The sequence below is a fragment of the Actinocatenispora rupis genome (genome assembly GCF_016861975.1).
Lineage (GTDB): Bacteria > Actinomycetota > Actinomycetes > Mycobacteriales > Micromonosporaceae > Actinocatenispora > Actinocatenispora rupis.
The window spans coordinates 69748-93852 of record NZ_BOMB01000033.1; the positions used below are offsets into that span (position 1 = coordinate 69748).

At 72.6% G+C, this 24105-nt stretch carries 22 protein-coding genes; 9 read left to right on the forward strand and 13 right to left on the reverse strand.

Translation table 11 applies throughout. The features are described from left to right. Positions 1-7 precede the first annotated feature (7 nt). From Aru02nite_RS28125 to Aru02nite_RS28150, 6 genes are all read right to left on the reverse strand, one after another. A complete protein-coding gene (locus tag Aru02nite_RS28125) occupies positions 8-904 on the reverse strand; it encodes a glycine betaine ABC transporter substrate-binding protein (protein ID WP_203662709.1) in 897 nt (298 codons plus the stop codon). A 75-nt stretch (positions 905-979) separates the two neighbouring features. Continuing rightward, positions 980-1948, reverse strand: coding sequence for an ABC transporter permease (locus Aru02nite_RS28130; RefSeq protein WP_203662710.1), 969 nt, complete (start codon positions 1946-1948; stop codon positions 980-982). Continuing rightward, complete coding sequence (locus Aru02nite_RS28135) at positions 1935-3119, reverse strand: quaternary amine ABC transporter ATP-binding protein (RefSeq protein ID WP_308446282.1); 1185 nt, start codon at positions 3117-3119, stop codon at positions 1935-1937. Before Aru02nite_RS28135 ends, Aru02nite_RS28130 begins: the two co-directional genes overlap by 14 nt. A gap of 562 nt (positions 3120-3681) precedes the next feature. Continuing rightward, a complete protein-coding gene (gene proC, locus Aru02nite_RS28140; protein ID WP_203662713.1) occupies positions 3682-4497 on the reverse strand; it encodes a pyrroline-5-carboxylate reductase in 816 nt (271 codons plus the stop codon). Between the two features lie 60 nt (positions 4498-4557). Next, on the reverse strand, positions 4558-5583 hold the full coding sequence (locus Aru02nite_RS28145) for a 6-phosphofructokinase (RefSeq protein ID WP_203662714.1): 1026 nt from the start codon (positions 5581-5583) through the stop codon (positions 4558-4560). 288 nt (positions 5584-5871) lie between these two features. After that, a complete protein-coding gene (locus Aru02nite_RS28150) occupies positions 5872-6402 on the reverse strand; it encodes a polyadenylate-specific 3'-exoribonuclease AS (RefSeq protein ID WP_203662715.1) in 531 nt (176 codons plus the stop codon). Positions 6403-6507: 105 nt separating this feature from the next. Between Aru02nite_RS28150 and Aru02nite_RS28155 the strand changes: the two genes are divergently transcribed. The 3 genes from Aru02nite_RS28155 (at position 6508) to Aru02nite_RS28165 (ending at position 10004) form a co-directional block, all read left to right on the forward strand. Beyond that, positions 6508-7341: a DUF1028 domain-containing protein gene (locus Aru02nite_RS28155; protein WP_203662716.1), complete on the forward strand. Its 834-nt coding sequence runs from the start codon at positions 6508-6510 to the stop codon at positions 7339-7341. Next, positions 7338-8837 carry a glycerol kinase GlpK gene (glpK, locus tag Aru02nite_RS28160; protein WP_203662717.1) on the forward strand — a complete coding sequence of 500 codons (1500 nt, stop codon included), beginning with the start codon at positions 7338-7340 and terminating at the stop codon, positions 8835-8837. The genes Aru02nite_RS28155 and glpK overlap by 4 nt, the downstream gene beginning before the upstream one ends. 525 nt (positions 8838-9362) lie before the next feature. Further along, positions 9363-10004 (forward strand): Crp/Fnr family transcriptional regulator, encoded by a 642-nt coding sequence (locus Aru02nite_RS28165; protein ID WP_373324996.1) that lies wholly within the window; start codon positions 9363-9365, stop codon positions 10002-10004. A gap of 49 nt (positions 10005-10053) precedes the next feature. On the opposite strand, the gene Aru02nite_RS37330 is transcribed toward Aru02nite_RS28165, so the two are convergent. Both Aru02nite_RS37330 and Aru02nite_RS28170 read right to left on the reverse strand, forming a co-directional pair. After that, positions 10054-10182 carry a hypothetical protein gene (locus tag Aru02nite_RS37330; protein ID WP_275408733.1) on the reverse strand — a complete coding sequence of 43 codons (129 nt, stop codon included), beginning with the start codon at positions 10180-10182 and terminating at the stop codon, positions 10054-10056. Positions 10183-10289: 107 nt separating this feature from the next. Beyond that, positions 10290-10562, reverse strand: coding sequence for a hypothetical protein (locus tag Aru02nite_RS28170; protein ID WP_203662719.1), 273 nt, complete (start codon positions 10560-10562; stop codon positions 10290-10292). Positions 10563-10756: 194 nt separating this feature from the next. On the opposite strand from Aru02nite_RS28170, the gene Aru02nite_RS28175 reads away from it, so the two are divergent. Further along, on the forward strand, positions 10757-14347 hold the full coding sequence (locus tag Aru02nite_RS28175; RefSeq protein WP_444541984.1) for an ATP-binding protein: 3591 nt from the start codon (positions 10757-10759) through the stop codon (positions 14345-14347). Between the two features lie 32 nt (positions 14348-14379). On the opposite strand, the gene Aru02nite_RS28180 is transcribed toward Aru02nite_RS28175, so the two are convergent. Beyond that, positions 14380-15075: a lysophospholipid acyltransferase family protein gene (locus tag Aru02nite_RS28180; RefSeq protein ID WP_203662721.1), complete on the reverse strand. Its 696-nt coding sequence runs from the start codon at positions 15073-15075 to the stop codon at positions 14380-14382. Positions 15076-15309: 234 nt separating this feature from the next. On the opposite strand from Aru02nite_RS28180, the gene Aru02nite_RS28185 reads away from it, so the two are divergent. Then, positions 15310-16182 (forward strand): DUF308 domain-containing protein, encoded by an 873-nt coding sequence (locus tag Aru02nite_RS28185; protein ID WP_203662723.1) that lies wholly within the window; start codon positions 15310-15312, stop codon positions 16180-16182. A 4-nt stretch (positions 16183-16186) separates the two neighbouring features. Here the strand turns inward: Aru02nite_RS28185 and Aru02nite_RS28190 are convergent, their stop codons facing one another. Next, positions 16187-17542 carry an MFS transporter gene (locus Aru02nite_RS28190; RefSeq protein ID WP_203662725.1) on the reverse strand — a complete coding sequence of 452 codons (1356 nt, stop codon included), beginning with the start codon at positions 17540-17542 and terminating at the stop codon, positions 16187-16189. Between the two features lie 57 nt (positions 17543-17599). Between Aru02nite_RS28190 and Aru02nite_RS28195 the strand changes: the two genes are divergently transcribed. After that, positions 17600-18064 (forward strand): RrF2 family transcriptional regulator, encoded by a 465-nt coding sequence (locus Aru02nite_RS28195; protein ID WP_203662727.1) that lies wholly within the window; start codon positions 17600-17602, stop codon positions 18062-18064. Positions 18065-18166: 102 nt separating this feature from the next. After that, entirely contained in the window at positions 18167-18967 is an 801-nt protein-coding gene (locus Aru02nite_RS28200; RefSeq protein ID WP_203662729.1) for a DUF4097 family beta strand repeat-containing protein, read from the forward strand. Here the strand turns inward: Aru02nite_RS28200 and Aru02nite_RS28205 are convergent. Beyond that, complete coding sequence (locus Aru02nite_RS28205) at positions 18955-19677, reverse strand: alpha/beta fold hydrolase (RefSeq protein ID WP_203662731.1); 723 nt, start codon at positions 19675-19677, stop codon at positions 18955-18957. The genes Aru02nite_RS28200 and Aru02nite_RS28205 overlap by 13 nt on opposite strands. After that, positions 19674-21050: a flavin-containing monooxygenase gene (locus Aru02nite_RS28210; RefSeq protein WP_239077001.1), complete on the reverse strand. Its 1377-nt coding sequence runs from the start codon at positions 21048-21050 to the stop codon at positions 19674-19676. The genes Aru02nite_RS28205 and Aru02nite_RS28210 overlap by 4 nt, the downstream gene beginning before the upstream one ends. Positions 21051-21193: 143 nt before the next feature. Here Aru02nite_RS28210 and Aru02nite_RS28215 point away from each other — a divergent pair, with 143 nt between their 5' ends. Together Aru02nite_RS28215 and Aru02nite_RS28220 are read left to right on the forward strand one after the other, a co-directional pair. Further along, positions 21194-22414 carry an ornithine cyclodeaminase, nickel-pincer nucleotide-dependent gene (locus Aru02nite_RS28215; protein WP_203662733.1) on the forward strand — a complete coding sequence of 407 codons (1221 nt, stop codon included), beginning with the start codon at positions 21194-21196 and terminating at the stop codon, positions 22412-22414. Positions 22415-22648: 234 nt separating this feature from the next. Continuing rightward, positions 22649-22924, forward strand: coding sequence for a hypothetical protein (locus Aru02nite_RS28220; protein ID WP_203662735.1), 276 nt, complete (start codon positions 22649-22651; stop codon positions 22922-22924). A 509-nt stretch (positions 22925-23433) separates the two neighbouring features. Here Aru02nite_RS28220 and Aru02nite_RS28225 read toward each other — a convergent pair. Then, positions 23434-23991 (reverse strand): hypothetical protein, encoded by a 558-nt coding sequence (locus tag Aru02nite_RS28225; RefSeq protein ID WP_203662737.1) that lies wholly within the window; start codon positions 23989-23991, stop codon positions 23434-23436. Between the last annotated feature and the right edge of the window lie 114 nt (positions 23992-24105).

Consider the following 24105-nt stretch of genomic DNA (forward strand, 5'->3'; position numbering starts at 1 on the left):
CGGCAGGTCAGGACGTCATCTTGTTGACGAAGTCCGGGTTCTGCTTGATCCACTCGGTGACACCGGCGGCCGGGTCGTCCTTGTGCTTGTTCAGCGCCAGGTCCTCCAGCGTGCCGAGCTCCTGGTCGGACATCGTGAAGCCCTTCATCCACTTCGCCACGTCCGCGTGGTTGCTGCTGAAGCCCTTCGCCGCGTACGAGTGGATCTTCTCGGCCGCGCCCATCAGACCCTTCGGGTCCGCCAGGTCCTTCACCGGGTACTTCGCGTACGCCCAGTGCGGGCGCCACAACGTGACCACGATCGGCTTCTTCGCGTCGGTCGCCGCCTTCAGCGAGGTCAGCATGCCCGACGTCGACGAGGTCTGCAGCGTGTAGTCGCTCAGCCCGTACCCGGAGATGGCCTCCTTGGCCGCCTTCGTCAGACCCGCGCCCGGCTCGATGCCGATGATCTTGCCGTCGAACTGACCCGACTTGCCCTTCAGATCCTCGATCGAATTGATCTTCAGGTACTTCGGGACCGCGATCGTGAGCTTCGCGTTCGAGTACCAGATGCCCAGGTCCTCGAACTTGCCCGGGTTCTTGTCCACGTACTGCTTGTGGGTCTTCGGCAGCCAGGTGTCGAGGAACAGGTCGATGTCGCCACCGGCGAGACCGGTGAACATCGGGCCCGCGTCGCTGACGGGCTTCAGGTTGACCGTGTAGCCCTTCTTCTCCAGCACCTGCTTCCACAGTTCGCTGGCGACCTGGTCCTCGGCCCAACCCTGGAGTACGCCGATGGTGACGGTCTTGCCGCCCTCCTTCGACGTGGAGGTGGCCCGCTTGCCGCACGCCGCCGCCGTCACCGACAGGGTGAGGGCGACCGCGACGACCGCGATCAACTTCGGCACGTGTTTGCCACGCCGCACGTTGCTTCCTTCCTACTCAAACGACGGTCCCCCGCCGGCATGCGGCCGGCGGGAGACCCGGAGCGGTCCCGACCGCTAGACGCCCGCGCCCACGCGGGTCGCGTCCACCGTCTCGGTACCGGTGTCCTTCGTCCTCGCCGCACGCCGCTTCACGGCGCGCAGCCGGCGCTCCAGCTTCTTGGCCGGGGCGGCGCGCTCACCGAGCGCGGCGGTGATGCGGTCCAGGAAGATCGCCAGGATCACGACCGCGAGACCCGCCTGGAAGCCGGCACCCACCTCGACCTGCGACAGCGCGGAAACCACGCTCTGGCCGAGACCCGGCGCCGACAGCATGCCGGCGATGACGACCATCGACAGCGCCAACATGATCACCTGGTTGACGCCCGCCATGATCGTGCCCAACGCCAGCGGCAGCTTGATCCGGCTCAGCACCTTCCACGGCGAGGCACCGAACGCCTCACCCGCCTCGACGACCTCCCGGTCGACCTGGCGTACGCCCAGCTCGGTGAGGCGCACACCCGGTGGCATCGCGAAGATGACCGTCGCGACCACACCCGGCACCACGCCGAGCCGGAACAGGATCACCGCCGGGATCAGGTACACGAAGGCCGGCATGGTCTGCATCAGGTCCAGGACCGGCTTGGCGATCCGGCTGACCACGGCGTTCTGCCCGGCGGCGATGCCGATCGGTACCGCGAGGATCAGTGCTATCGCGCCGGCCACGATGATCAGGGCCAGCGTGTCCATCGCCTGGTCCCACAGCCGCATCGACACGATGAGCAGCGGACCGATCAGCGCGAAGATCGCGAACTTCCAGGTACGCAGCCACCAGCCGAGGGCGACGAACAGCAGCACCATGACCGGCCACGGCACGACGCCGAGCACGTACGACAGGCCGTCGACGCAGGCGGTGATCGCCGAGCCGATGCCGTCGAGCGCCGGCCCGAGGTTGTTGTTGACCCAGTCGACCGCGCTCTCGATCCAGTGGCCGATCGGTACCTGCGGCACGGAGGGGCCGGACTGCGCGAGCTCATGCACCGACATGGGCGTCTCCCTCCGGCTGGTCCGAACCGACCCCGGTCGGGTCGGCGACCGCCTCGGTCGGCGCGTCCACCGCCTCCGGTACGTCCGGTGCCGTCTCGTCGTGGCCGTTGGTGACGCTGCCCAGCGCGGCGAGCAGGGTCACCCGCGGGATGACGCCCAGCAGGTGCCGGGACTCGTCGACCACGGCCAGCGGTACGGCGCTCTCCGCGGCGGGCGCGAACAGCTCGGCCACCGGGGTGTCCGGCGAGATCGTCGTGATGTCGGCGTCGACCAGCGCGGACAGGTTCTGCTCGCCGGCGCGTACCGCCTCGGAGGTCTGCTGCTCGCGGACCACGCCGACCAGGGTGCGGTCCCGGTTGAGGACGAACAGCGCGGAGATCTGGTGCTCGCGCATCGTCTTCACCGCGGCGCGCGGCCCACCACCCGCGCCGATCGTCGCGACCGGCGGCTCCATGATCGAACTCGCCGTCAGCACCCGCGTACGGTCCACGTCGGCCACGAACTGCGCCACGTAGTCGTTCGCCGGGTCGGTGAGGATCTCCTCCGCCGTACCGATCTGCACGATGCGGCCGTCCCGCATCACCGCGATGTGGTCACCGACCCGCATGGCCTCGTTCAGGTCGTGCGTGATGAACACGATCGTCTTGCCCAGCCGGCTCTGCAGCTCCAACAGCTGGGTCTGCATGTCCCGCCGGATCAGCGGGTCGAGCGCGCTGAACGCCTCGTCCATCAGCAGCACGTCGGTGCCCGCGGCGAACGCCCGCGCCAGCCCGACCCGCTGCTGCATCCCGCCGGACAGCTGCGACGGCAGGCTGTCCTCCCAGCCGGCCAGCCCGACCAGCGCCAGCGACTCGGCCGCCTTCTCCCGCCGCTCGGCGGTGGGGACGCCCTTGACCTCCAGCGGGTACGCCGCGTTGTCCAGCACCGTACGGTGCGGCAACAGCGCGAAGTGCTGGAAGACCATGCTGACCTTGTCCTGCCGGAGCTTGCGCAGCTCCGCCGGACGCATCCGACTGATGTCCGTACCGTCGATCTCGACGCTGCCGGACGTCGGTCGCCAGAGTCCGTTGAGCATCCGGATCAGCGTCGACTTGCCCGACCCGGACAGCCCCATCACGACGAAGATCTCGCCCGGTGCCACCTCGAACGACGCATCGATGACCGCCGCCATGGCACCTTGGGCGCGGACATCGTCCCGGCTGGCACCCGCGGCCAGGGCCTTCGCGGCCTGCTCGGGTCTCCGACCGAACACCTTGTACAGCGCGTCTGCACGTACTGCTGGCACGATCTCCTCTTCGCTCGTGGCCACACCGCCGCCGCCCACCCGTAACGGTGGTGACACGCCGTGACCGATGGCGGCACGACCCAGCATCAGGCATAGCACCAAACCGGGTCAATGCCGGCTCGCCCACGGGGCACGAGCGGGCGCGATAAATCGGGCCTTTCGCCGCGCAGTTGGCCGAGGGCGCAGCCGTCCAACGGGGCCAACCCTATCGAAGGAGCGCCGGCTCGCATCTTGAGGAGGTAACGCAGCGGTAAATCCGATGATCCACGCGCGGCGAATAGCACCGGATTATCCCAGTAAACGGGCGCAGACTTCCGCGATCATCCGTTACCCGCATGTGATCATGTACACCGCGGCGACACCCCGCCGCACCCGCGCCCACCGGTACGTGGAAGGCCCGTGGAGAGCCCCGCGGCCCGTCACGGACTGCTACCGCCGACGCGTCCCGTCAGGCGTAGTCCGCGGCGATCTCGCGCGCCCTGTCCCGCGCCGCCTCCAACGCGGCGATCAGCGCCGCCCGGACCTTGTGGTCCTCCAACTCCCGGATCGCGTTGATCGTCGTACCGGCCGGCGAGGTGACCGCCTCGCGCAGCTTGACCGGGTGCTCGCCCGAGTCGCGCAGCATCACCGCCGACCCGATCACCGTCTGCACGATCAGGTCGTACGCCACCTGGCGGGGCAGGCCGAGCAGGATGCCCGCGTCGGTCATCGCCTCGACCAGGAAGTAGAAGTACGCCGGGCCGGAGCCGGACAGCGCGGTCACCGCGTCCTGCTGCGACTCCGGTACCCGGATGGTGCGGCCGAGCGGCGTGAACAGCTCCTCGGCGAGGGCGAGCTGCTCGGCGGTCGCGTGGCTGCCGCCGGAGATCGCCGTCATCGCCTCGTCCACCAGCGCCGGCGTGTTCGACATGACCCGCACCACCGGCGTACCGGCGGGGAGGTGCTTCTCGAAGAACGACGTGGGCAGCCCGGCGCAGATCGACACGACCAGGGTGTGCGCTGGTACCTTCGGCCCGAGCGCGGCCAGCAGGCCCGGCGCGTCCTGCGGCTTGACCGCGATCGTCACCACGTCCGCCGTCGCCACCGCGGTCTCGTTGTCCACCACGCGGATCCCGTACCGCTCGGACAGCTCGGCGGCGCGCTCCGGTCGGCGCGTCGTGGCCATCAGCCGCGCCGGCGGCCACCCGGCCCGTTGCAGTCCGGACAGCAGCGTCTCACCCATCTTGCCGGCGCCGACCACGGCGACCGTGTGCTCCCGTGCCATGCCGCAACCTTACGGCCGGGCCCCGGAGTCCACAGCCGAGGACTCCGGGGCCGTACGCGATCAGCCGAAGAAGACCTCGGCCTCGGCGTACCGCTCCGGCGGCACGGTCTTGATCTCCTTGGTCGCCTCGGCCAGCGGCACCCGGACGATGTCCGTCCCGCGCAGGGCGACCATCTTGCCCCAGTCCTTCTCGTGCGTCGCGTCGATCGCGTGCAGGCCGAACCGCGTCGCCAGCACCCGGTCGTACGCGGTGGGCGTGCCGCCGCGCTGGATGTGGCCGAGGACCACGGCGCGGGCCTCCTTGCCCGTACGGTGCTCGATCTGGTCGGCCAGCCACTGCCCGATCCCGCCCAGCCGGACGTGCCCGAACGAGTCGAGCTGGTCGGTCTGCGTGACCTCCTCGGCCGCCACCGGCACGGCACCCTCGGCGACCACCACGATCGGCGAGTACTGCGAGCGGAACCGTTCCTCGATGTAGCCGCAGACCTGGTCCAGGTCGAACTTCCGCTCCGGGGTGAGGATGACGTTCGCCCCGCCGGCCAGGCCGGAGTGCAGCGCGATCCAGCCGGCGTGCCGGCCCATCACCTCGACCACGACCGTACGGTGGTGGCTCTCGGCGGTGGTGTGCAGCCGGTCGATCGCCTCGGTCGCGATGTTGACCGCGGTGTCGAACCCGAACGTGTAGTCGGTGGCGCCCAGGTCGTTGTCGATCGTCTTCGGCACGCCGATCACCGGCACGCCCTCGTCGTGCAGCTTCGCCGCCGCGCCCAGGGTGTCCTCGCCGCCGATCGCGATCAGCGCGTCCACCCCCAGCGACTCCAGGTTCGCCCGGATCCGCCGCGTGCCGTCGTCCGCCGCGTACGGATTGGTGCGGGAGGAGCCGAGGATCGTGCCGCCGCGCGGAAGGATGCCGCGGACCTGGTCGACGCCGAGCGGCATCGTCGCGCTCTCCAACGGACCGCGCCACCCGTCGCGGAACCCCACGAACTCGTTGCCGTAGACCTTGGTGCCCTTGCGGACGACCGCCCGGATCACCGCGTTGAGACCGGGACAGTCCCCACCGCCGGTCAGTACGCCGATGCGCATGCTCGCTCAGTCCTCCTGTCTCCGACGTGCCGTGCGCGCACGGGGTACCGGCGTCATTGCCGCCCCATACCGACCAGCCTATTGCCGGCCGCGACCGACCAGGGCACAAATGGGGCAACGAATCCCCGGCGGTCGGGCAACGCGTGGACTGCCGTAGATCCTGACTGATTCGTCCCCGTCGCGACAGCCCCGAAGACCGCCGAACCGACCGCGCGGCCACGGGATCCGGTACCGCCGGCGGCGGCCGCGCGGCCGGAATGCGAGGTCCCGGCCGCCACGACGGTCGTGTCAGCGCAGCGCGTCCACCGCGTTCATCGCGCGCCAGCGGGCCAGGCCGAGTTTCGCGTCGGCGAGCGCGTCGTGCCGGTCGGTGCCGTGCTTCGGCAGCTCAGGGCACCCCATGTCCTCCCAGCGCTGCCGCAACTCGTGCGTGAACCGCGGGATCTCCCGCGGCAGCGCCGGCATCGCGCCCCACAGCTGCGCCACCGCGACGTGGTCGTACGCGGCGAGCCAGGCCCAGAGCTCGATCCGGTCCACCGCGCCCTCGCGCAACGGCGCCGTCAGGTACGAGTACAGGTCGTCGCGGATCCGCTCGCGGGACCGCCACGCCGGATCGGCCGGCGACGGCAGCTTGTTCAGCACGTGCCGGCGTACCCAGTCGATGGCGCGGGAGCCGTCGAACTCCGTGGACACCGCGTAGAACTCGCGGTCCCGCTCGTCCACCACGCCGATGGACACCAGCTCGATGGTGCGACCGTCCTCGATGAACTCGCAGTCCAGGAAGTACCGGCGAACGCGTTCCGTGCTACCCCTCCCCATGGACGGCCACCCTACGCGCCCCTCACCGCCTGTCACGGCCGCCACTCCGCCGCGGGCGCCGCACCGTCCTCTCGTACCCCCGGGCAGGGGATAGGGTCGCCAGCCATGACGTTCTCGATAGTGGCGCGGGGGGTGCACACGTCCGGCCGCACCGCGTACGGGGTGGCGGTGGCGAGCCGGTTCCTCGCGGTGGGCTCGGCCGTACCGGCGGTCGACGCGGTGGCCGGCGCGATCGCCACCCAGTCCATGGCGAACCTGGCGTACCGGCCGCAGGGGCTGACGCTGCTGCGTACCGGGACGGCCGCGGCGGACGTGGTCGCCGGGCTCACCGCCGCCGACCCGCTGCGCGCCGAACGCCAGCTCGGGGTGGTCGGCGCCGACGGCGACGGCGCCACGTACACCGGGGACGGCTGCCTGGACTGGGCCGGCGGTACGACCGGCGACGGTTTCGCGATCCAGGGCAACATCCTCGCCGGGCCGGCGGTCGTCGAGGCGATGCGCACCGCGTACCTGGCGGCGGCGGGGCCGCTGGCGCACCGGCTGCTCGCCGCGCTGCGCGCCGGGGACGAGGCGGGCGGCGACCGGCGCGGCCGGCAGTCCGCCGCGCTGCTGGTCGCCTCGCCCGGCGCCGGCTACGGCGGACTGTCCGACATCGCCGTCGACCTGCGCGTCGACGACCACCCCGACCCGGTCCCCGAACTGGCCCGCCTGCTCGACCTGCACCACCTGTACTTCGACCGGCCCGACCCGGACGCCCTGCTGGACCTCACCGGCGACCTGGCCACCGAGGTCGCCGACCGGCTCGCCCGGCTCGGCCACACCGGCGCCGACGCGCTCGCCGACTGGGCCGGCATCGAGAACTTCGAGGAACGCCTGGTACCAGGCCGGATCGACCCCCTGGTACTGGGGCAACTGCGCGCCGCAACGGAGGAGACATGAGCGTACTGGCGATCGACGCCGGCACCACCGGCGTCACCGCACTGGTGGTGAACGGCGACGGCGGCGTGGCGTCCCGCGGGTACCAGGAGTTCCCGCAGCACTTCCCGCGGCCGGGCTGGGTGGAGCACGAGCCGGAGGAGATCTGGCTGGCGACGCTGGCCGCGTGCCGGTCCGCGCTGACCGCCGCGGCCGCGTCCGGCGAGTCCCCGGTGACCGCGGTCGGCATCACGAACCAGCGCGAGACCGTCGTCCTGTGGGACCGCCGTACGTTGCGCGCCCCGCGCCGCGCGATCGTCTGGCAGGACCGGCGCAGCGCCGACATCTGCGCCGAGTACGAGGAGGCGGGGCACGGCGCCCGGGTCACCGAGCTGACCGGTCTGCGCCTCGACCCGTACTTCTCGGCCACGAAGCTGACCTGGTTGGCCCGCAACGAACCGGACACCTGGCGCGGGGTCACGGAGGGCCGGCTCGCCGTCGGCACCGTCGACGCGTACCTGGTGTCGCGGCTGACCGGCGGCCAGGTCCTCGCCACCGAGGTCTCCAACGCCAGCCGCACCCTCCTGTACGACACGTTCTCCGGCGGCTGGAGCGACGAACTCTGCGACCTGTTCGGCGTACCGGCGGCGGCGCTGCCCGAGGTGGCGCGCTCGTCCGGGGTGCTCGGCGACACCGACCCGGACGAGTTCCTCGGCCTGTCCGTACCGGTGGCGGGCATCGCCGGCGACCAGCAGGCCGCCCTGTTCGGCCAGGCGTGCTACGACACCGGCGCCACCAAGTGCACGTACGGCACCGGCTCGTTCGTCCTCACCAACACCGGCACCACCCCGGTACGGTCCGAGCACGGCCTGCTCACCACCATCGCCTGGGACCTCGGCGACGGCCCCGTGTACGCGCTGGAGGGCTCGATCTTCGTCACCGGCGCCGCGGTGCAGTGGCTGCGCGACGGCCTCGGCATCATCGGCGCCGCGCCCGAGATCGAGGGACTCGCCGCGACCGTGCCGGACACCGGCGGCGTCGTATTCGTACCGGCGCTCACCGGCCTCGGCGCCCCGTACTGGGATCCGTCGGCGCGCGGCACGATCCTCGGCCTGACCCGCGGCACCACCCGCGCGCACATCGCCCGCGCCACCCTCTCCGCCATCGCGTACGAGGTGCGCGACGTGCTGTCGGTGATGGCCGACGAGACCGGCGGGAAGCCGCTCGCCGAGGTCATCCCGGAACTGTCCGTCGACGGCGGCGCCAGCGCCAACGCCCTGCTCTGCCAGCTGCAGGCCGACCAGCTCGGCATCCCCGTACGCCGGCCGCGCGTCACCGAGACCACCGGCGTGGGCGCCGCGTTCCTCGCCGGACTCGCGACCGGCGCGTGGTCCTCCACCGCCGAACTCGCCGCGACCTGGCAGCTCGACGCCCGCTTCACCCCCTCCGGTACGCCGGACGAGGACGGCTACCGACTCTGGCGTACCGCGGTGGAACGGTCCCGCGACTGGCCGGCCTGACCCGGACCGGACCTGGTCAATGGATCGCGTCGTCGGCGGATCGCGTCGGCGGTGGATCGTGTCGGCGGTGGATCGCGTCGGCGTGGCGACGCGCCGAAGCGGGCGGATGTGATCAACGCCCCAGGACCCGGATCCGCCCTCCGTCCACAAAGGACGGAGAGCGGACCGGGCGACCACGCCGCAGCGCCGGTCTTGACGCGGGAGGCGCGGCGCGCGCCAGTGGTTCTGCCAGCCAGGATGCTCCCCCAAGATCCCGACCGGACAACCGCCCGCCCGCACCACGTCCCGTCGCGCCAACCCCCGTGACCAGCGTCGAACCTCGGCGCGGTCGGCCTCAGCCTGCCAGCGGATCCCGGCCACAACTGTCGGCTTACCGATACGACGGGTGTAGACAGCACGACAGTTGGCCGGGAAGCTGGTAACGAACGTCGAACAGGCCGTGACGACCCGGTGGCGGGTCAAGGGGAGGCAGCGCGGGTGGACAGCCAGCTCACCGACTTCGAGGACGCGATCGCCGGCGTCGAGATGTTCGCCGGCCTCGACCCCGAGGTCCGGCGTCGCATCGCCGCCGCGGCCGTACCCCGGACGTACCGCAAGGGGCAGTTGCTGTTCGTGGAGGACGACCCCGGCGAGTCGCTGGTCGTCGTACGCCGCGGTGCCGTCGCCGTCTTCCGTACCTCCACCACCGGTGAGCGCGCGCTGCTGCACGTCGTCCGCCCGCCCGGCGTACTCGGTGAGGTCGCGCTGCTGGACGGCGCGCCCCGGTCCGCCTCCGTCGAGGCGATCGAGAACTGTTCGGCCCTCGCGCTGTCCCGCGCCGCGTTCCTCGAACTCGTGCACGCCAACCCGCGGATCCTGGACAGCGTCCTGCACGCGTTGGGCGGGCTGATCCGCCGCCTCACCGAGCAGAACACCGACCACGTCTTCCTCGACCTGGCCGGCCGGGTCGCGAAGACGCTGGTCCGGCTGGCCGGCGACAACCCGGCCGCGATGGTCACCGTCGAGCTGAACCAGAGCCAGCTCGCCGAGATGGCCGGCGGTTCGCGGCAGAGCGTCAACCAGGCGATCGGCACGTTCGCCGGCCGTGGCTGGCTGCGTACGGAGGGACGGCGCATCGTCATCATGGACCTGTCCGCGCTGCGGCGCCGCGCCGGCATCACGAACTGACCGCGCCGACGCCCGGCGATCCCCACCAGACCACCGGGCACAGGACGGGTCAGCTGATCCCCGGCCAGGACGTCGGCTCGACGGTCCTGTTGGCCGGGCCGGCGTTCCCCGGGGCCGCCTCGGGTTTGTCGGCGTCGGCCGGCTGCTCGGGCCTGGTGCCGTGCGCTTCCGTACCCACGAGACCTCCAGCTTCCGTACGACGACGTGCTTCCGTACGACGACGGTGGATGAACGGGGTCGGGCCCGCGGTGCCCGGCGATCCCCACCAGACCACCGGGCTCGCCACTAGCTGACCCCGGGCCAGCCGGTCTGCTCGGGCTCGACGCCGGACGACGTGTCGCCGGACTCCTTGTCGGTCTCGAACCCGGTCGGCTGCTTCTTGTCCTCCTCGGACTTGTGCTCGTGCTCCTGCTCCGGACGCTTCGGCGTGTCCTCGGTACTCACGAATCCTCCTGCTTCCAACTCGGCGAGCGTGACGTTGTCGACCTCGATCAGGTCACCGGCGTGGTGCCGGGCGTCGTCCGGACCGGTCCAGTCGTTCGCCAGCCGCACATACACGTCAACCTCCGTTGGCCGGCATGCATGCCAGGCGCTCGGTTCCCCTCCGGTCGCGAGAAAGATACGCACCGGCCGACGGCACACGGCACTTGTGTCAGCATTCCGACGAACCGACCGCGCCCCCAACAGCGGGGCGTATCCGCAGGTGAGGCGCACAGTTCCGGGATCGGCGGCGACCGGGCCGTTGCCGGGACGTGGGAACATGGCGTCCTGTCGGCAGGCTCGTACGGTGTGCGTCCGCGCAGGCGGGCGACCTACGTGGGGAGGCCACCATCTCTGTCGCGTGTCCCAGCTGCGGCCGCATCGCGGGACCGGACGACCGGTTCTGCGGCGGGTGCGGATCCGCGCTGAGCCGGGTCTGCACGCGCTGCGGCCACACCCTCGCCCAGGACGTCGCGTTCTGCACGGCCTGCGGCCAGCGGATCGCGGCGGATCCGGCGCCGGCGCGGGGCGGCCCGGTCGCCGCGGGCAACGGACACGAGGACCGGCGCCGGGTCAGCGTGCTGTTCATCGACGTCGTCAGCTTCACGCAGTTCGTCGAACGGTCCGACCCCGAGCAGGTCCGGCTCGTACAGAGCGGGTTCTTCGCGACGGTACGGCGCATCGTCGGTCGGTACGGCGGGCTCGTGGAGAAGTACATCGGCGACGCGGTGATGGCGCTGTTCGGCGCGCCGGTCACCACCGAGACCGCGGTACTCGGCTGCGTGTCCGCGGCGCTGGAGCTGCAGCGCACGCTGCGCCGGCAGGCCACCGACGGTGAGCTGCCGTTCGGGTTCCGGATCGGCGTCGCGACCGGCGAGGCGCTGGTCGACACGGTCGCGGCGCGCGACGGTGGGCAGGCCATCGCCGCCGGCGACGTCCTCAACACGGCGTCCCGGTTGCAGTCCGCGGCGCCACCCGGCGGCGTCCTCGTCGACGGCGCGACGCACGCCGCCACCGCCCACGACTTCCGGTACGAGCGAAGGGATCCCGTCACCCTGCGCGGCCACACCACGCCGACCGAGCTGTGGGTGCCGCTCAGTTCGGTCCGGCGCCGGGTCACCGCCCGCGACCAGGAGAGCACCCCGCTGGTCAACCGGGTGCACGAGCTGGGGCTGCTGACCGGCGCGCTGGACCGGATGATCACCGACCGGCTGCCGCAGCTCGTCACCCTGTTCGGCCGAGCCGGCATCGGCAAGAGCCGCCTGGTCGCCGAGCTGTTCAAGTACGCGGCGGCCCGTACCGACGTGACGGTCCGGTGGGCCGCGGGCTACTGCCCACCGTTCGGCGAGAACGTGACGTACTCGGCGTTCGCCGACATCGTCAAGGCGGAGGCCGGGATCCTCGACTCCGACGACGCCGCAACGGCCCACGCACGGCTGCGCGCCGCGGTGTCCCGGCTGGTACCGCCGGCCGAGGCGGAACGGTTGACCGCCGCGCTCGGGCCGCTGGTCGGGCTGCCCGGCGAGCAGCTCCTGGCGGAGGACACCGAGTCCGCGTGGCGCCGGTTCGTCGTGGCGCTGGCGTCCGACCGGCCGACGGTGCTGGTCATCGAGGACCTGCACTGGGCCGACCAGACGATGGTGAACTTCGTCGAACGGCTCGGCTCGGTGATGCGGGACATCCCGCTGCTGGTGCTGTGCACGTCGCGGCCGGAGCTGTTGCAGCGCGAGCCGGCGTGGGCGGCGGCCATCGCCGGTTCGCAGACGATCAGCCTCTCGTCGATGAACGACAAGCACATCGCCGACATGTACACGGCGCTGTTCGGCAAGGCGGCGTTCCCGGCCGACATCCTCGACAAGCTGATCGAGCTGGCCGGCGGCAACCCGCTCTACGCGCACGAGTACTTCCGGATGATGCTGGAGCAGGGCACGCTGACCGCCGTGGCCGACGCGAGCGGGTCGGGCGCCACCGCCACCGCGCCGATCCCGGACAACGTGCACGCGGTCATCGCGAACCGGCTCGACCTCCTCGACGCGAACGACCGCGCCGTGCTCCAGGCCGGCTCGGTACTCGGTGTCGTGTTCTGGCCGGACGCGGTCGCCAGCACGCTCGGCCTGCCGGTCGGCGTCATCGAGCGGGCCCTGCGCCGGCTGGAGCAGCGCGACCTGGTGCTGGAACAGACCGAGAGCAGCCGGGCCGACCAGACCGAGTACCGGTTCTCCCACGTCCTGGTGCGCGACGTGTGCTACCAACGACTCCCGCGTACCGAGCGGGTCGCTCAGCACGTACGGGCCGCGGACTGGCTGGAGGCGGCGGCGGACGCGACCGGCAGCCGTTCGTCCGACCTGGCCGAGGTGGTCGCCAACCACCGTTTCTGGGCGCACGAGATCGCCCGCACCCTGCACCTCGACACCCGGCCGTACGCGCCGGCCGCGCGCCGCGCGCTGCACCACGCGGCCCGCCGGGCGTACGCGCTGCACGCCCTGGAGGTGGCCGCCGGGCACGTGTCCCGGGCACTGCGACTGTTCCCGGACGACGAGGACAGCGGCGAACGGGCCGAGCTGGAGCTGTTCGAGGCGGAGCTGATGTTCCTGCGCGACGGGGACGAGTTCGTCTCGACCGGCGGGCTGGAGCGGCTGGCCCGACTGGCCGACCGGCTCGGCGCGCTCGACGACACCCGCGGCGCTGCCGAGGCGCTCGCCGTACGGGGGCGCGCGGCCTGGCTCACCGCGGACCGCCCGACCGCGCTGCGCAATCTCGGCGAGGCGATCGACCGGTTCGCGGGGCTGCCCGACTCGGAGCCCAAGGCCAGTGCGTACGCGGATCTCGCGCGCATCCATCTCAGCAGTTCGGAGCCGTCGGCCGCGATCGAAACGGCCGGCCGGGCCGCCGACATCGCCGCCCGGCTCGGCCTCGTCGAGGTACAGACCAGCGCGATGATCACGATCGGCGCCGCCCGGTACTTCGCCGGCGACCCGGACGGGCTGGTGATCCTGGAGGAGGCGCTGGACACGTGCCGGCGGCTCAAGCTGCCGAGCCTGCGGCGCGCCGCGCAGAACCTCGGCAGCCTGCTGCAGGAGGAGGGCGAGCAGGACCGTGCGCGGGCGCTGCTCGCCGAGGGCGAGCTGGTCCTCGTCGCCGACGGCCACAGCCTGACGACGAGCTACGCCGCGGACGGCGGGCTGGCGTTCCTGGTCGGCGACTGGAACAGCACCCTGGTGGCGAACGAGTCGCTGCGGGACAGCCCGTCCGGGGCGTGGGACCTGCAGTCCCGGTTGCAGAGCGTCTGGCTGCGTTCGGTACGCGGCGAGCCGACCGAGGCCGACGCCAGCGAGGTCGCCGACGTCCTGCGGATCAGTCGGGAAAGCGGATTCCCGCGGTTGCTGTGGACCGCGTTCGGCAACGGGGCGCTGTGCCTCGTACTGGACGGCCGGGTGGCCGAGGCGGCCGCGCTGATGGCCGACCTGGCGGAGAGCTGGGGGCGGCACCGGGTCGTACCGAGCGGCGAGTGGATCGCCGCGGCCGGTCACGCGGCGGCGCTGGCCGGCGGCGACACGGCCGCGGTGCTCGCCGACATGCTGGCCGCCGCGCCACGTGACACGCCGTGGGTGTCGGCGGCGCGGGCCGCCGCGGGTGCCGCCCTGGTCGCCGACGCCGGCGACCGCGCGGCGGCCGGCGATCAGCACGCCGGAGCCGCCGAGACGTACCGGCGGATCGGGTCACGCAGCGACGAGATCCTGGCGCTGGCGGTGGCGGCGCGGGAGTACCGTGCGGCCGGACTGTCCGGCCGGGTCGACGACTGCCTGCGGGAGTTGCGCCCGTTCGCCGCGGCGAACCGGGCGGACCGGCTGCTGACGCTGTGAGCGGCCCCGCCAGCCGGCGGGCCGTTCCGCGATCAGGCGGCGGTGGGGGCGACCGGCGGCGCGCTCTTCACCTTGGCGGCGTAGACGTCCACGTACTCCTGACCCGACAGGTTCATCAGGTTGTACATGATCTCGTCGGTCACCGAACGCTCGACGAAGCGGTCACCGGCCATCCCGGCGTACCGGGAGAAGTCGAGGGGTTCGCCGATGCGCATGTGGACGCGCTTGATCCGGGGCAGCTTGTGGCCGGGCGGCTGGATCTCGTGGAAGTTCACCATCGCGCACGGGATGACCGGTACGCCGGACTCCAGCGCGAGACGCGCCACGCCGGTCTTGCCGCGGTAGAGCTGGCCGTCGGGCGAGCGGGTGCCCTCCGGGTACATGCCCCAGAGCTTGCCGTCGTCGAGGACCTGCTTGCCGGCGTCGAGCGCGGCGCGGGCGGCGCGACCGCCCTTCCGGTCGACCGGTACGCATCCGATCGTGGTGAAGAAGACCCGGCTCAACCAACCTTTCAGGCCCTTGCCGGTGAAGTACTCACTCTTCGCCATGAACCGGATGGGGCGGTGCACCATCAGCGGCAGGAACACCGAGTCGATGAAGGCGACGTGGTTGCTGGCCAGGATGGCCGGGCCACTGGCCGGGATGTTCTCCAGGCCCTCGACCTTCGGCCGCCAGAGCACGCGCAGCCACGGACCGATCAGGATCCATTTCAGCACCCAGTACAGCACCGCGGCATTCTCCTTCTTTCACCCTGCTCGCTAGCAGCCTACGAAGCGGGTGGGCCGGGCGGCAACGCGGTGGGAGAACTTCGGGCCCTGTCCATGTCGCGATTCGGCCGGGTACCGTCGGTCTGTCGGAGCTGTTCGATCCCCGCCGCGGGGTCGGCTGTAGTTCGCGGGATGTCCACCACACGGGGCGGAGAAGGTGGTAGCTGTGCGACCTCGGCGGACGGGAGACCATCGATGACGGCCGGCGCCCACCGGCACGGCCGGCGGGACAACGGCCTGCACGCCACGGCGTACGCGGTGGCCGGGGACGTCGACCCGCGGGTCGGCGAGCATCTGCTGGACGTGCTGGGCCTCGCCGGCATCGCGGCGTACCTGCAGCCCACGGCGGACCTGCACCCGGTGACGCGGACGACGACGCTGCCCAGCCGCCCGATCGACCGTCTGTACGTGGACCGCGACCATCTGGACGAGGCACGCGAATACCTGGACAAACTGGGCCCGGCCGCCGCTCCGGCCGCCGCCGCGGGCGAGGACCCGACCGCCGCCGCGGCGAAACCGGCGCCGGATCCGACCGCACCCGAGCCGGCCGCCGCGCCGGAGCCGCCCGCCGATCCGGCCCGCGCCGACGCGGACGTGGACGCCGCGTGGGCGGCCATCGTCGCGCAGTACGACCGGCCCGCCGAGTCGCCGATCCCGCCGTGGCCGGTGGCGGAGGACCTGGCCGAGGAGCCCGCCCCCCAGGCAGCGCCCGACGACACCCCACCCGCCGGTACGGTGACGCGCCGGCCGGCGACCGACTGGCGTGCCGAGCGGGACGGCCCGGATCTGCTCGACCAGCTCGACGCCGAGGAGGACGAGGGGTACGAGCCGCCGCCGCCCCCGCCGCTCCCCCGCCCGTCGTGGTACGCGGCGGTCGCCGTGGTGGGGATCGCGCTGGGGCTGGTGCTGTGCATCCGGCCGGACCTGGTCGGGTTCATCGGGCTGGGCGAGGGCGGCGGGCTGGCGCTCGGGTTCGGCTGCCTGCTGGCGGGCTTCGTCACGCTGGTGATCCGGCTACGGCCGGGCGACGACGAGGACGACGACTCCGACGACGGCGCGGTGGTCTGACCCGCTAACGGCGGGCGGGCGCGCGACCGGTACGGGCGAGGAGCCCGACGAGACCGGCGACCGCGGCGATCAGTACGAGGTCGACGACGACGGTGGCGCGCATGGCGGCGGCGGTGCCGTGCCCGGGGAGTACGGCGAAGAAGAGGGTGCCGAGCAGGGTGACGCCGGCCGCACCGGCGAACTGCTGCGCGGTGGACACGACGGCCGACGCGGTCCCGGCCGACTCCGGCGGTACGCCGCGCAGCGCGGCACCGATCAGCTGCGGCAGGATCAGCCCGTTGCCGGCGCCGACCAGGGTGATCGCGACGATGACGACGGCGAGCCGGTTCGTACCGGCGAGGACGAGCAGGCCGGCGGCGACGGTGGCGCAGCCGATGCCGACCACGCGCAGCCCGTACCGGGTGGTCCAGCGGGCGCCGAGCAGCGCGGTCACCCCGAACGACACGCCCATCGGCGCGAACGCGCAGCCGGCCTGGAACGCGCTGAGCCCGTGGCCGTCCTGGAGCAGCAGCGCCAGCGTGAACATGAACGCGGCGAAGTACGCCATGAAGAGCAGGACGGAGAGGATGCCCAGCACGTACGACCGGGTGCGGAAGAGGGTGGGGGCGAGGATCGGGTCGCGGCCGCGGGCGGCGAGGCGGCGCTGCCAGGCGACGGTGCCGAGCGCGGCGAGCGGGCTGAGGCAGAGCGCGACGACGGTCCAGGCGGGCCAGCCGAGCGTACGGCCGAGGGTGAGCGGGACGAGCGCGAGCGCCAGGGTGCCGGCGATGCCGACCGCGCCGAGCGGGTCGAGGCCGCGCGCCCGGCTGACGCGCGACTCGGGCAGCCGCCGGGCCAGCGCCAGGGTGAGCAGCCCGACCGGCACGTTGATCAGGAAGACGACGCGCCAGCCGAGCCCGAACACGTCGGAGACGAGCAGCAGCCCACCGAGTACCTGGCCGGCGATGGAGCCGAGGCCGCCGGTGACGCCGTACCAGCCGATCGCCCGACCGCGCCGCTCCGGCGGGTACGTGGCGGTGATGGTGCCGAGGACCTGCGGCACCATGAGCGCGCCGGCGAGGCCCTGGGCGAGCCGGGCGGCGACGAGCTGGCCGGGGCCGGCGGCGAGCCCGCAGGCGAGCGAGGTCACGGTGAACGCGGCGACGCCGATGACGAACAACCGCCGGTGCCCGTACCGGTCGCCGAGGCGCCCGGCGGTCACCATGCCCGCGGCGTAGGTGAAGGCGTAGCCGCCGACGATGAGTTCGAGGGCGACGGGGCCGGCGCCCAGCTCGCGGACGAACGTGGGCGCGGCCACGTTGACCACGAAGAAGTCGAACTGCGCCATGAACCACGCGGCGAGCAGGACCGGGAGCCGCACCGTACGTCCTCCAATCGTGGACAACAAATATCCGCGATAGCTCGTTATGGTACCTGCATGAAGATCTCGCAAGGCGTCGAGTGGGGGCTGCACTGCGCGACCCTGCTCGCCCTCGCGCCACCGGACCGCGTCGTACGCCGGGACCGGCTCGCCGCGCACTACGGGCTGCCCGAGGCGTACCTGGCGAAGCACCTCCAGGCGATGGCCCGCGCCGGCGTCCTGCACGCCGTACCAGGGCCGCGCGGTGGGTACCGGCTGGGCCGCGAGGCGGCGCGGATCACCGTGCTGGACGTGGTCGAGGCGGTCGAGGGCAGCACCCCGCCGTTCCTGTGCCAGGAGATCCGGCAGCGCGGCACCGGCGCGCTGCCACCCGACCAGTGCCGCCGGCCCTGCGCGATCCACGCCACGATGACCGCCGCCGACCAGGCGTGGCGCGCGTCGCTGCGTACCGTCACGATCGCCGACCTCGTCGCCCGACTGCCCGCCGGCGTACGCGAGCGGAACGAGAAGATCGTGTCGTAGTGGGGCTGCCCCCACCCCCGGACCGCCGGGTCACCGGATGGAGTGGGGTGAGCCGCACCTCTAGCGTGGGGGACACCGTCACCACCGAGAGGCAGGACCCCCATGCAGCCCGACGAGCACCCCGGACGACGACGCAGCCTGGCGATCCCGGCCGCGGCCTTCGTCGTACTCCTGATCGTCGTCGGCGGTGCGGTCCTGCTGTCGCTGCGGCAGTCGCTGTCGCCCGCGCACCGCGAGACGACGCCGACGAAGACCTACCGCGGCGCGGACAAGCTGATGATCGACCTCAGCTCGGCCGACATCGTGCTCCGCGGCGGTACGGGCGACGCGGTGCGCGTGTCGCGCACGATGTCGTGGAACAACAGCCGGCCGGAGGTGTCCGTCGACGTCGAGGACGGCACCCTGGCCGTACGGTCGAACGGCTGCCGGCACGGCGTCGGCTTCGACACCTGCCGGGTGTCGATCACGGTCACGCTGCCGGCGACGCTGCCCGTGTCGATGCGTACCGAGTCCGGCGACGCCCGGCTGACCGGGCTGACCGGACCGGTCCGGGTGCGTACCTCCAGCGGCGACGTGACCGCCTCCGGCCTGTCCGGCGAACTGGACGCACAGATCGACTCCGGTGACCTGACCGCGGACGACGTCACCTCGCCGCGGGTCAACGTGATCGCCGACTCCGGCAACGTGCAGCTCACGTTCGCCGCGGTACCGCAGCGGGTCGTGGCGCGCACGTCGTCCGGCGACCTGCGGCTGCGGGTGCCGCGGACCGGCGACGGGTACGCGATCAGTACCGCGGTGTCGAGCGGGGACCGGCGCGTGGTGCCGACCTCGCGGGCCGGCTCCGCGCACCGGCTGGACCTGTCGGCCGACTCCGGCGACCTGACCGTCGACTACGCCAACTGAGCGTCCGGCGCCGGGACGACCTCGTCCAGCCAGGCCAGCACGGGGGCGAGGTCCGGCAGCGCGCCGGGAGTACCGACGGGCAGGCGTTCGCCACGCGCCCCGTACCGCACGGCGAGGGCGGTCAGCGCCTTCGCCGGGTACGCGCCGCCGCCGGCGACCAGCAGCGGCGGGGCCTGCGCCGGGCGGGCCGGGTCGCGGCCGAGCAGCAGCGACCGGCCGATCCGCGGGCGGCGCAGCAGCGGGCCGAGCCCCGGGAAGCGGTGGCCGGGCAGCCCGACCGGCTCGACCAGGACGACCGCCGCTGCCGGGTACCGGTGCAGGGCGTGCGCGACGAGCCAGGCGCCGGTGCCGTGCCCGACGAGTACGGCGCGGCGGGGCAGCGCCACGGCCTCCTGTACGACGTCGTGCACCCACTCCCGACGGGTCACCCCGAACCGCCGGCCGCGGGTCGCGCCCATGCCGCGCGGGCTGACCGCGTGCCCGGCCCGGCCGTGGTCGGTGGCCGCGGCGAGCCACGGGTCGAGCGCCGCCGCCGCACCTGGGTCGTGCAGATCCGGTACGAACAGCAGCGGTGCCGCGGTCGTCTCCGCGCTCGGCACCGCACGCCGGACCTCGCGCTGCGCCGGCCGTACCGGCTTGGCCCAGTCCCAGCGGCGCCACACCCGCGTCGGCGCGACCCGTACCGTGGCGCGGCTGCCGTCGCCGTTCACTTCGCCCCCTCCAGGCCGGACAGCGCCTGACCGAGCGCCGCCAGGTAGCGGTGGTGTCCCACGTCGTACCGGTGCCGGCCGGAGGCGAGCATCCGGGTCTGCAGGTACCGCCGGTCGATGTCGCGCTCGGCCCGCCGGTACAGCGTGGCGGCCCGGCTCGGCGCCTCGACGCGGGCCCGCAGCAGCCGGGCGATCAGTACCGTCTGCCAGTGCACCAGCCCGAACTGTCCGGAGTCCGGATCGATCAGCCCGGCCACCGAGAGCGTCGGGTACGCCGGGTTGAGCATGTGCAGGAACAGCCGGGGCCGCTCCCCGTCGCCCCCCAGGTACTCGTCGGCGAGGAAGTCGAACCGCGGACGGTAGCCGGTGGCCATCACGACGAGCTGCGGGTCGACGCTGCTGCCGTCGGTGAACACGACCCGGCCGGGCTGGAACTCGGCCACGTCCGGCTTCGGCGTCAGGTCGCCGTGGCCGAGGTGGTAGATGAGCTGGCTGGTGACGACCGGGTGCGCGGTGAACGGCTTGTGCTCCGGCCGGCGCAGCCCGAACCGGGCCGGGCGGCCGACGGTCAGCCGCAGCACCGTCCGGTACAACAGGCGGCGTGCCCACAGCGGCAGCCGCAGCGCGCGGGTCAGGTCGTCCAGCTGGTCCGCCGGCCGCCCCAGCAGGTACTTCGGGGTCAGCCAGTCGCCGCGCCGGGTCGAGTGCCAGGTCGTGTCGGCGCTCTGGGCGGCGGCGACGGCGATGTCGCAGCCGGAGTTGCCGCCGCCGACCACGAGTACCCGCTTGCCGCGCAGCTGCGACGGGTCCTTGTACGCCGACGAGTGGATGATCTGCCCGCCGAAGTCCTCCTGCCCCGGGTACTCGGGCCGGTGCGGGTGCCACAGGTGGCCGTTGGCGACCACGACCGCCGCGTACCGCAGGGTGCGGGTGGGGCCGCCGCCGGTGCCACGGACGGTGACCTCCCAGCGGTCCCCGCCGGTGGCGGCGACGCTCTGCACCTCGGTGCCGAACCAGACGTGCTCGCGCAGCTCGAAGTGGTCGGCGTACCGCTCGAAGTACGCGAGGACCTGCCGGTGGTCCGGATAGTCCGGGTACGAGTCGGGCATCGGGAAGTCGGGGAACTGGGTGAACGGGCGGCTCGACACCAGGTGCAGCCCCGCGTACACCGGGCTGCGGTCGGCGCCGGCGTTCCAGGCGCCGCCGAGGCCGGTCTCCCGCTCGTAGCAGTCCACCTCGAAGCCGTGCTCGCGCAGGTTCTTGACGGCGGCCAGCCCGGACGAGCCGCCGCCGATCACACAGACGGCGTCGCCGCGGTCGTACACACCCGTCGCCGGGCCGGTCTCCTCGCCGGTGGCTGGACCGTCGGTCACGCTGCCGTCCTCCTCGAAGATCGCTGTCGGTGAATACTTCCGACCATCGGCCCGGTTGTCCACCCCGGCAGTCGGCGACCGCGGCGGGCTGGCTACCTTGCACGTGGGGGTGTACCGGCAACGGCGCTGGTCGGGAGGCTGACATGGGTGACACCGAGACGGTCGAGGTACGCGGCCACATTCTCGACTCCGGGATCCTGGCCAGGATCCTCGACGACGTCCTGGAGTACGGCGGGGACTACCGGATCGAACGGCTCGACGTGGGCCGCGAACACGAGGACGAGTCGCGGGCGTTGCTGTCCATCGGCGCGGACGACGCCGAGCAGCTGTCCCGGATCCTGATGCGGCTCCAGACGCACGGGGCGAACGCGGTGTCCCCCGGCGAGACCGTGCTGCGCGCGGCCCCCGGCGACGGCGTGTTCCCCGACGACTTCTACTCGACGACCAACCTCGCCACCCAGGTGCGTACCGAGGGGCGTTGGGTCGCGGTGGACAACCCGGAGATGGACTGCGGGATCGTCGTGGCGGCCGACCGGCTGTCCGCGCGGACCGTGCCGGTCTCCGACGTGCGCGCCGGTGACCTCGTGGTCTGCGGCGCCGACGGGGTGCGCGTGGTGCAGCCGCCGGCCGCCGACCGCGACGCCGACAGCTTCGGCTTCATGTCGAGTTCGGTGTCCAGCGAGAAGCCGCAGGCCCTGCTGGTACGCCAGATCGCGGAGCAGTTGCGGGCGGTCAAGGCGCGCGGCGAGAAGGTGCTGTGGGTCGGCGGGCCGGCGCTGGTGCACACCGGCGCGGCGCCGGCGATGGTACGGCTCGTCGAGGCCGGGTACGTGGACGTGCTGTTCGCGGGCAACGCGCTCGCCGCGCACGACATCGAGTCGGCGCTGTTCGGCACGTCGCTCGGGGTGGACCTGTCGAAGGGGCACGGCGTACCGCACGGGCACGAGCACCACATCCGCGCCATCAACAAGATCCGCGCCGCCGGCTCGATCGCGAAGGCCGTCTCCTCCGGCGTACTCACCGGCGGGATCATGCACTCGCTGGTGGCGAACGACCGGCGCTTCGTCCTCGTCGGTTCGGTACGCGACGACGGGCCGCTGCCCGACGTGTACACGGACGTGATCGACGGGCAGCGCGCGATGCGGGCCGAACTGCCCGGCGTCGGGTTCGTGATCATGGTCGCGACGATGCTGCACTCGATCGCCACCGGGAACATCCTGCCCGCGGCGATTCCGTTGGTGTGCGTGGACATCAACCCGGCGACGGTGACCAAGCTCGCCGACCGCGGGTCGGCGCAGGCGACCGGGATCGTCACCGACATCGGCCTGTTCACCGAGCAGCTCGCCGACGAACTCTGCGGCTGACCCGGGTTCTCCCGGCGCAGTCGGCCCGGCGGTCGTTGCGGCGTTTCGCCCCGGTACCGGGCGGGTCCGGCGCGGGACGCCCGTACGTTCCGACGGTGCCCGCGGGTACGGCGTGGCGCACGGCACGGTCACGACGCGCCGGGAAACCGTTCGGTCCGGGTTGGTTCCCGGGTAACCTCACCGTCGGTGACCCGTGGGTCGACGGGTACATCGTGGTCGTCGGAGGTGGTCGCGATGCCGGTGGCACCGGCTTCGTCGGGGCGCGCAGCGGGCGCCCGGGTTGACCGGGGATACGAGCTGTTCCGGCTCTGGTGCGAGCTGACCGGGCGGGTGCCGCGGTCCGTACCGGTCGACGAGGTGGCGGCGTTCCTGGGGCGGCCGGAGGTGCGGACCCTGTCGCGGGTGCCGGACGAGGTGTTGCGTGACGCCGCGGGTGCGGCACGGCGCGGGCCGGCGCTGCCGCTGGAACGGTGGTTGGCCGCCGTGCGGATCGTTCGGCCACACGCCTGATTTGTTGTACGCCAGCGTGCCTGTGCGGCTCGCCGGCGTACTGGTGTGACTCCAGCGGAAGCGCGTTCGCTGGCGTCTTGTGTGACTCCAGTCGCCGGGTGTTGCTCGCTCTCGTGCTGGTCTTTCCCCGGTGTTCGCCGCCCCTGCCGGGGCTTGGGGGTGCGAGAGAGGACGCTGTCCTCTCTCGCGCTCTCTCCTTCCAAAGGGGGCGAAGCCCCCTTTGGAAACCCCCTGAAGTAGGCAGATGCTTTCGCGTTCGCCTCTCGACACCGACCCAAGTCCTTGTGCGTCAACCGGAGTTGGCTTCATTCACCGGCGTGCTGCTACCCCGAGAAGTAGGCGATTACTTGCCCAGCCCCGGTCACCGGTGTTCGCGGGTGATGCTCGTTGCCCCGCCCTCCCGCTACCGGCGTGATGGTGGCGCCCTTCGGCGCCTGCGGCGCCTGCGGCGCCTCGGGCGCCCGGGCGGCTCGGGCGGCTGGGCGACGTCGGTGCTTGGCGGCGGTGGGTCAGTCGGTGGTGTGGTTGGGGAGCGGGGGTGGGGTGGGGAGGGTGAAGCCGTGGAAGGTGCCTTGGCCGGCGAGGGTGGCGAAGCGGCCGGTGCCGGCGAGGAGTTCGAAGTCGCCGCGGACGACCGTACGGGCCGGGTCGTGGGTCACGAGGTCGGCGGCGGGGACGGCGAGTCCGCCGGGGCGTACCGGATGGTCGTCGGCGGGGAGGGCGAGGCGGCCGGCGGGCAGGGCGCGGGGGCCGGGCTGCTGCGGCGGTGTGGTGGCGCTGCCGGTGAAGCGGTAGCGGATGGTGCCGTGGGGGAAGCGGAGTTCCCAGGTGCCGCGGAACCTGCCGGCGGACGGGTCCGGGGTGAAGTCGAGGACGTGCGCGGTGCCGAAGCCGACGACGGGGCCGCGCGCGGTGGCGCGGATGGTCTCGGTGGAGACCCCCGGCGTACGGACGAAGGTGATGGTCTGGTTGGCGCGTTTCGGCCGGTGTGCCGCGGCGGCGGGAGTACTGACGGCGAGGGTGAGGCCGGCGGCTGCCATCAGCACCGGGCCCCAGCGGCGGATCATCCGTTCCTCCAGACCGGGGGTGGCGTCGTCAACGTGATCAACTGTGACACGCCCGCCTGCGAGCCGACCGGGGTTCGGGCTGTGTCGTTGCTGTGAGAGTTCTCGCCCGCTGGT

Bases quoted from the DNA above. Each gene is read 5' to 3' on its own strand.
- Aru02nite_RS28130 (WP_203662710.1), bottom strand. From the start codon at position 1,948: ATGTCGGTGCATGAGCTCGCGCAGTCCGGCCCCTCCGTGCCGCAGGTA.
- Aru02nite_RS28135 (WP_308446282.1), bottom strand. From the start codon at position 3,119: ATGGCGGCGGTCATCGATGCGTCGTTCGAGGTGGCACCGGGCGAGATC.
- proC (WP_203662713.1), bottom strand. From the start codon at position 4,497: ATGGCACGGGAGCACACGGTCGCCGTGGTCGGCGCCGGCAAGATGGGT.
- Aru02nite_RS28145 (WP_203662714.1), bottom strand. From the start codon at position 5,583: ATGCGCATCGGCGTACTGACCGGCGGTGGGGACTGTCCCGGTCTCAAC.
- Aru02nite_RS28150 (WP_203662715.1), bottom strand. From the start codon at position 6,402: ATGGGGAGGGGTAGCACGGAACGCGTTCGCCGGTACTTCCTGGACTGC.
- Aru02nite_RS28155 (WP_203662716.1), top strand. From the start codon at position 6,508: ATGACGTTCTCGATAGTGGCGCGGGGGGTGCACACGTCCGGCCGCACC.
- glpK (WP_203662717.1), top strand. From the start codon at position 7,338: ATGAGCGTACTGGCGATCGACGCCGGCACCACCGGCGTCACCGCACTG.
- Aru02nite_RS28165 (WP_373324996.1), top strand. From the start codon at position 9,363: ATGTTCGCCGGCCTCGACCCCGAGGTCCGGCGTCGCATCGCCGCCGCG.
- Aru02nite_RS28185 (WP_203662723.1), top strand. From the start codon at position 15,310: ATGACGGCCGGCGCCCACCGGCACGGCCGGCGGGACAACGGCCTGCAC.
- Aru02nite_RS28195 (WP_203662727.1), top strand. From the start codon at position 17,600: ATGAAGATCTCGCAAGGCGTCGAGTGGGGGCTGCACTGCGCGACCCTG.
- Aru02nite_RS28200 (WP_203662729.1), top strand. From the start codon at position 18,167: ATGCAGCCCGACGAGCACCCCGGACGACGACGCAGCCTGGCGATCCCG.
- Aru02nite_RS28215 (WP_203662733.1), top strand. From the start codon at position 21,194: ATGGGTGACACCGAGACGGTCGAGGTACGCGGCCACATTCTCGACTCC.
- Aru02nite_RS28220 (WP_203662735.1), top strand. From the start codon at position 22,649: ATGCCGGTGGCACCGGCTTCGTCGGGGCGCGCAGCGGGCGCCCGGGTT.
- Aru02nite_RS28225 (WP_203662737.1), bottom strand. From the start codon at position 23,991: ATGATCCGCCGCTGGGGCCCGGTGCTGATGGCAGCCGCCGGCCTCACC.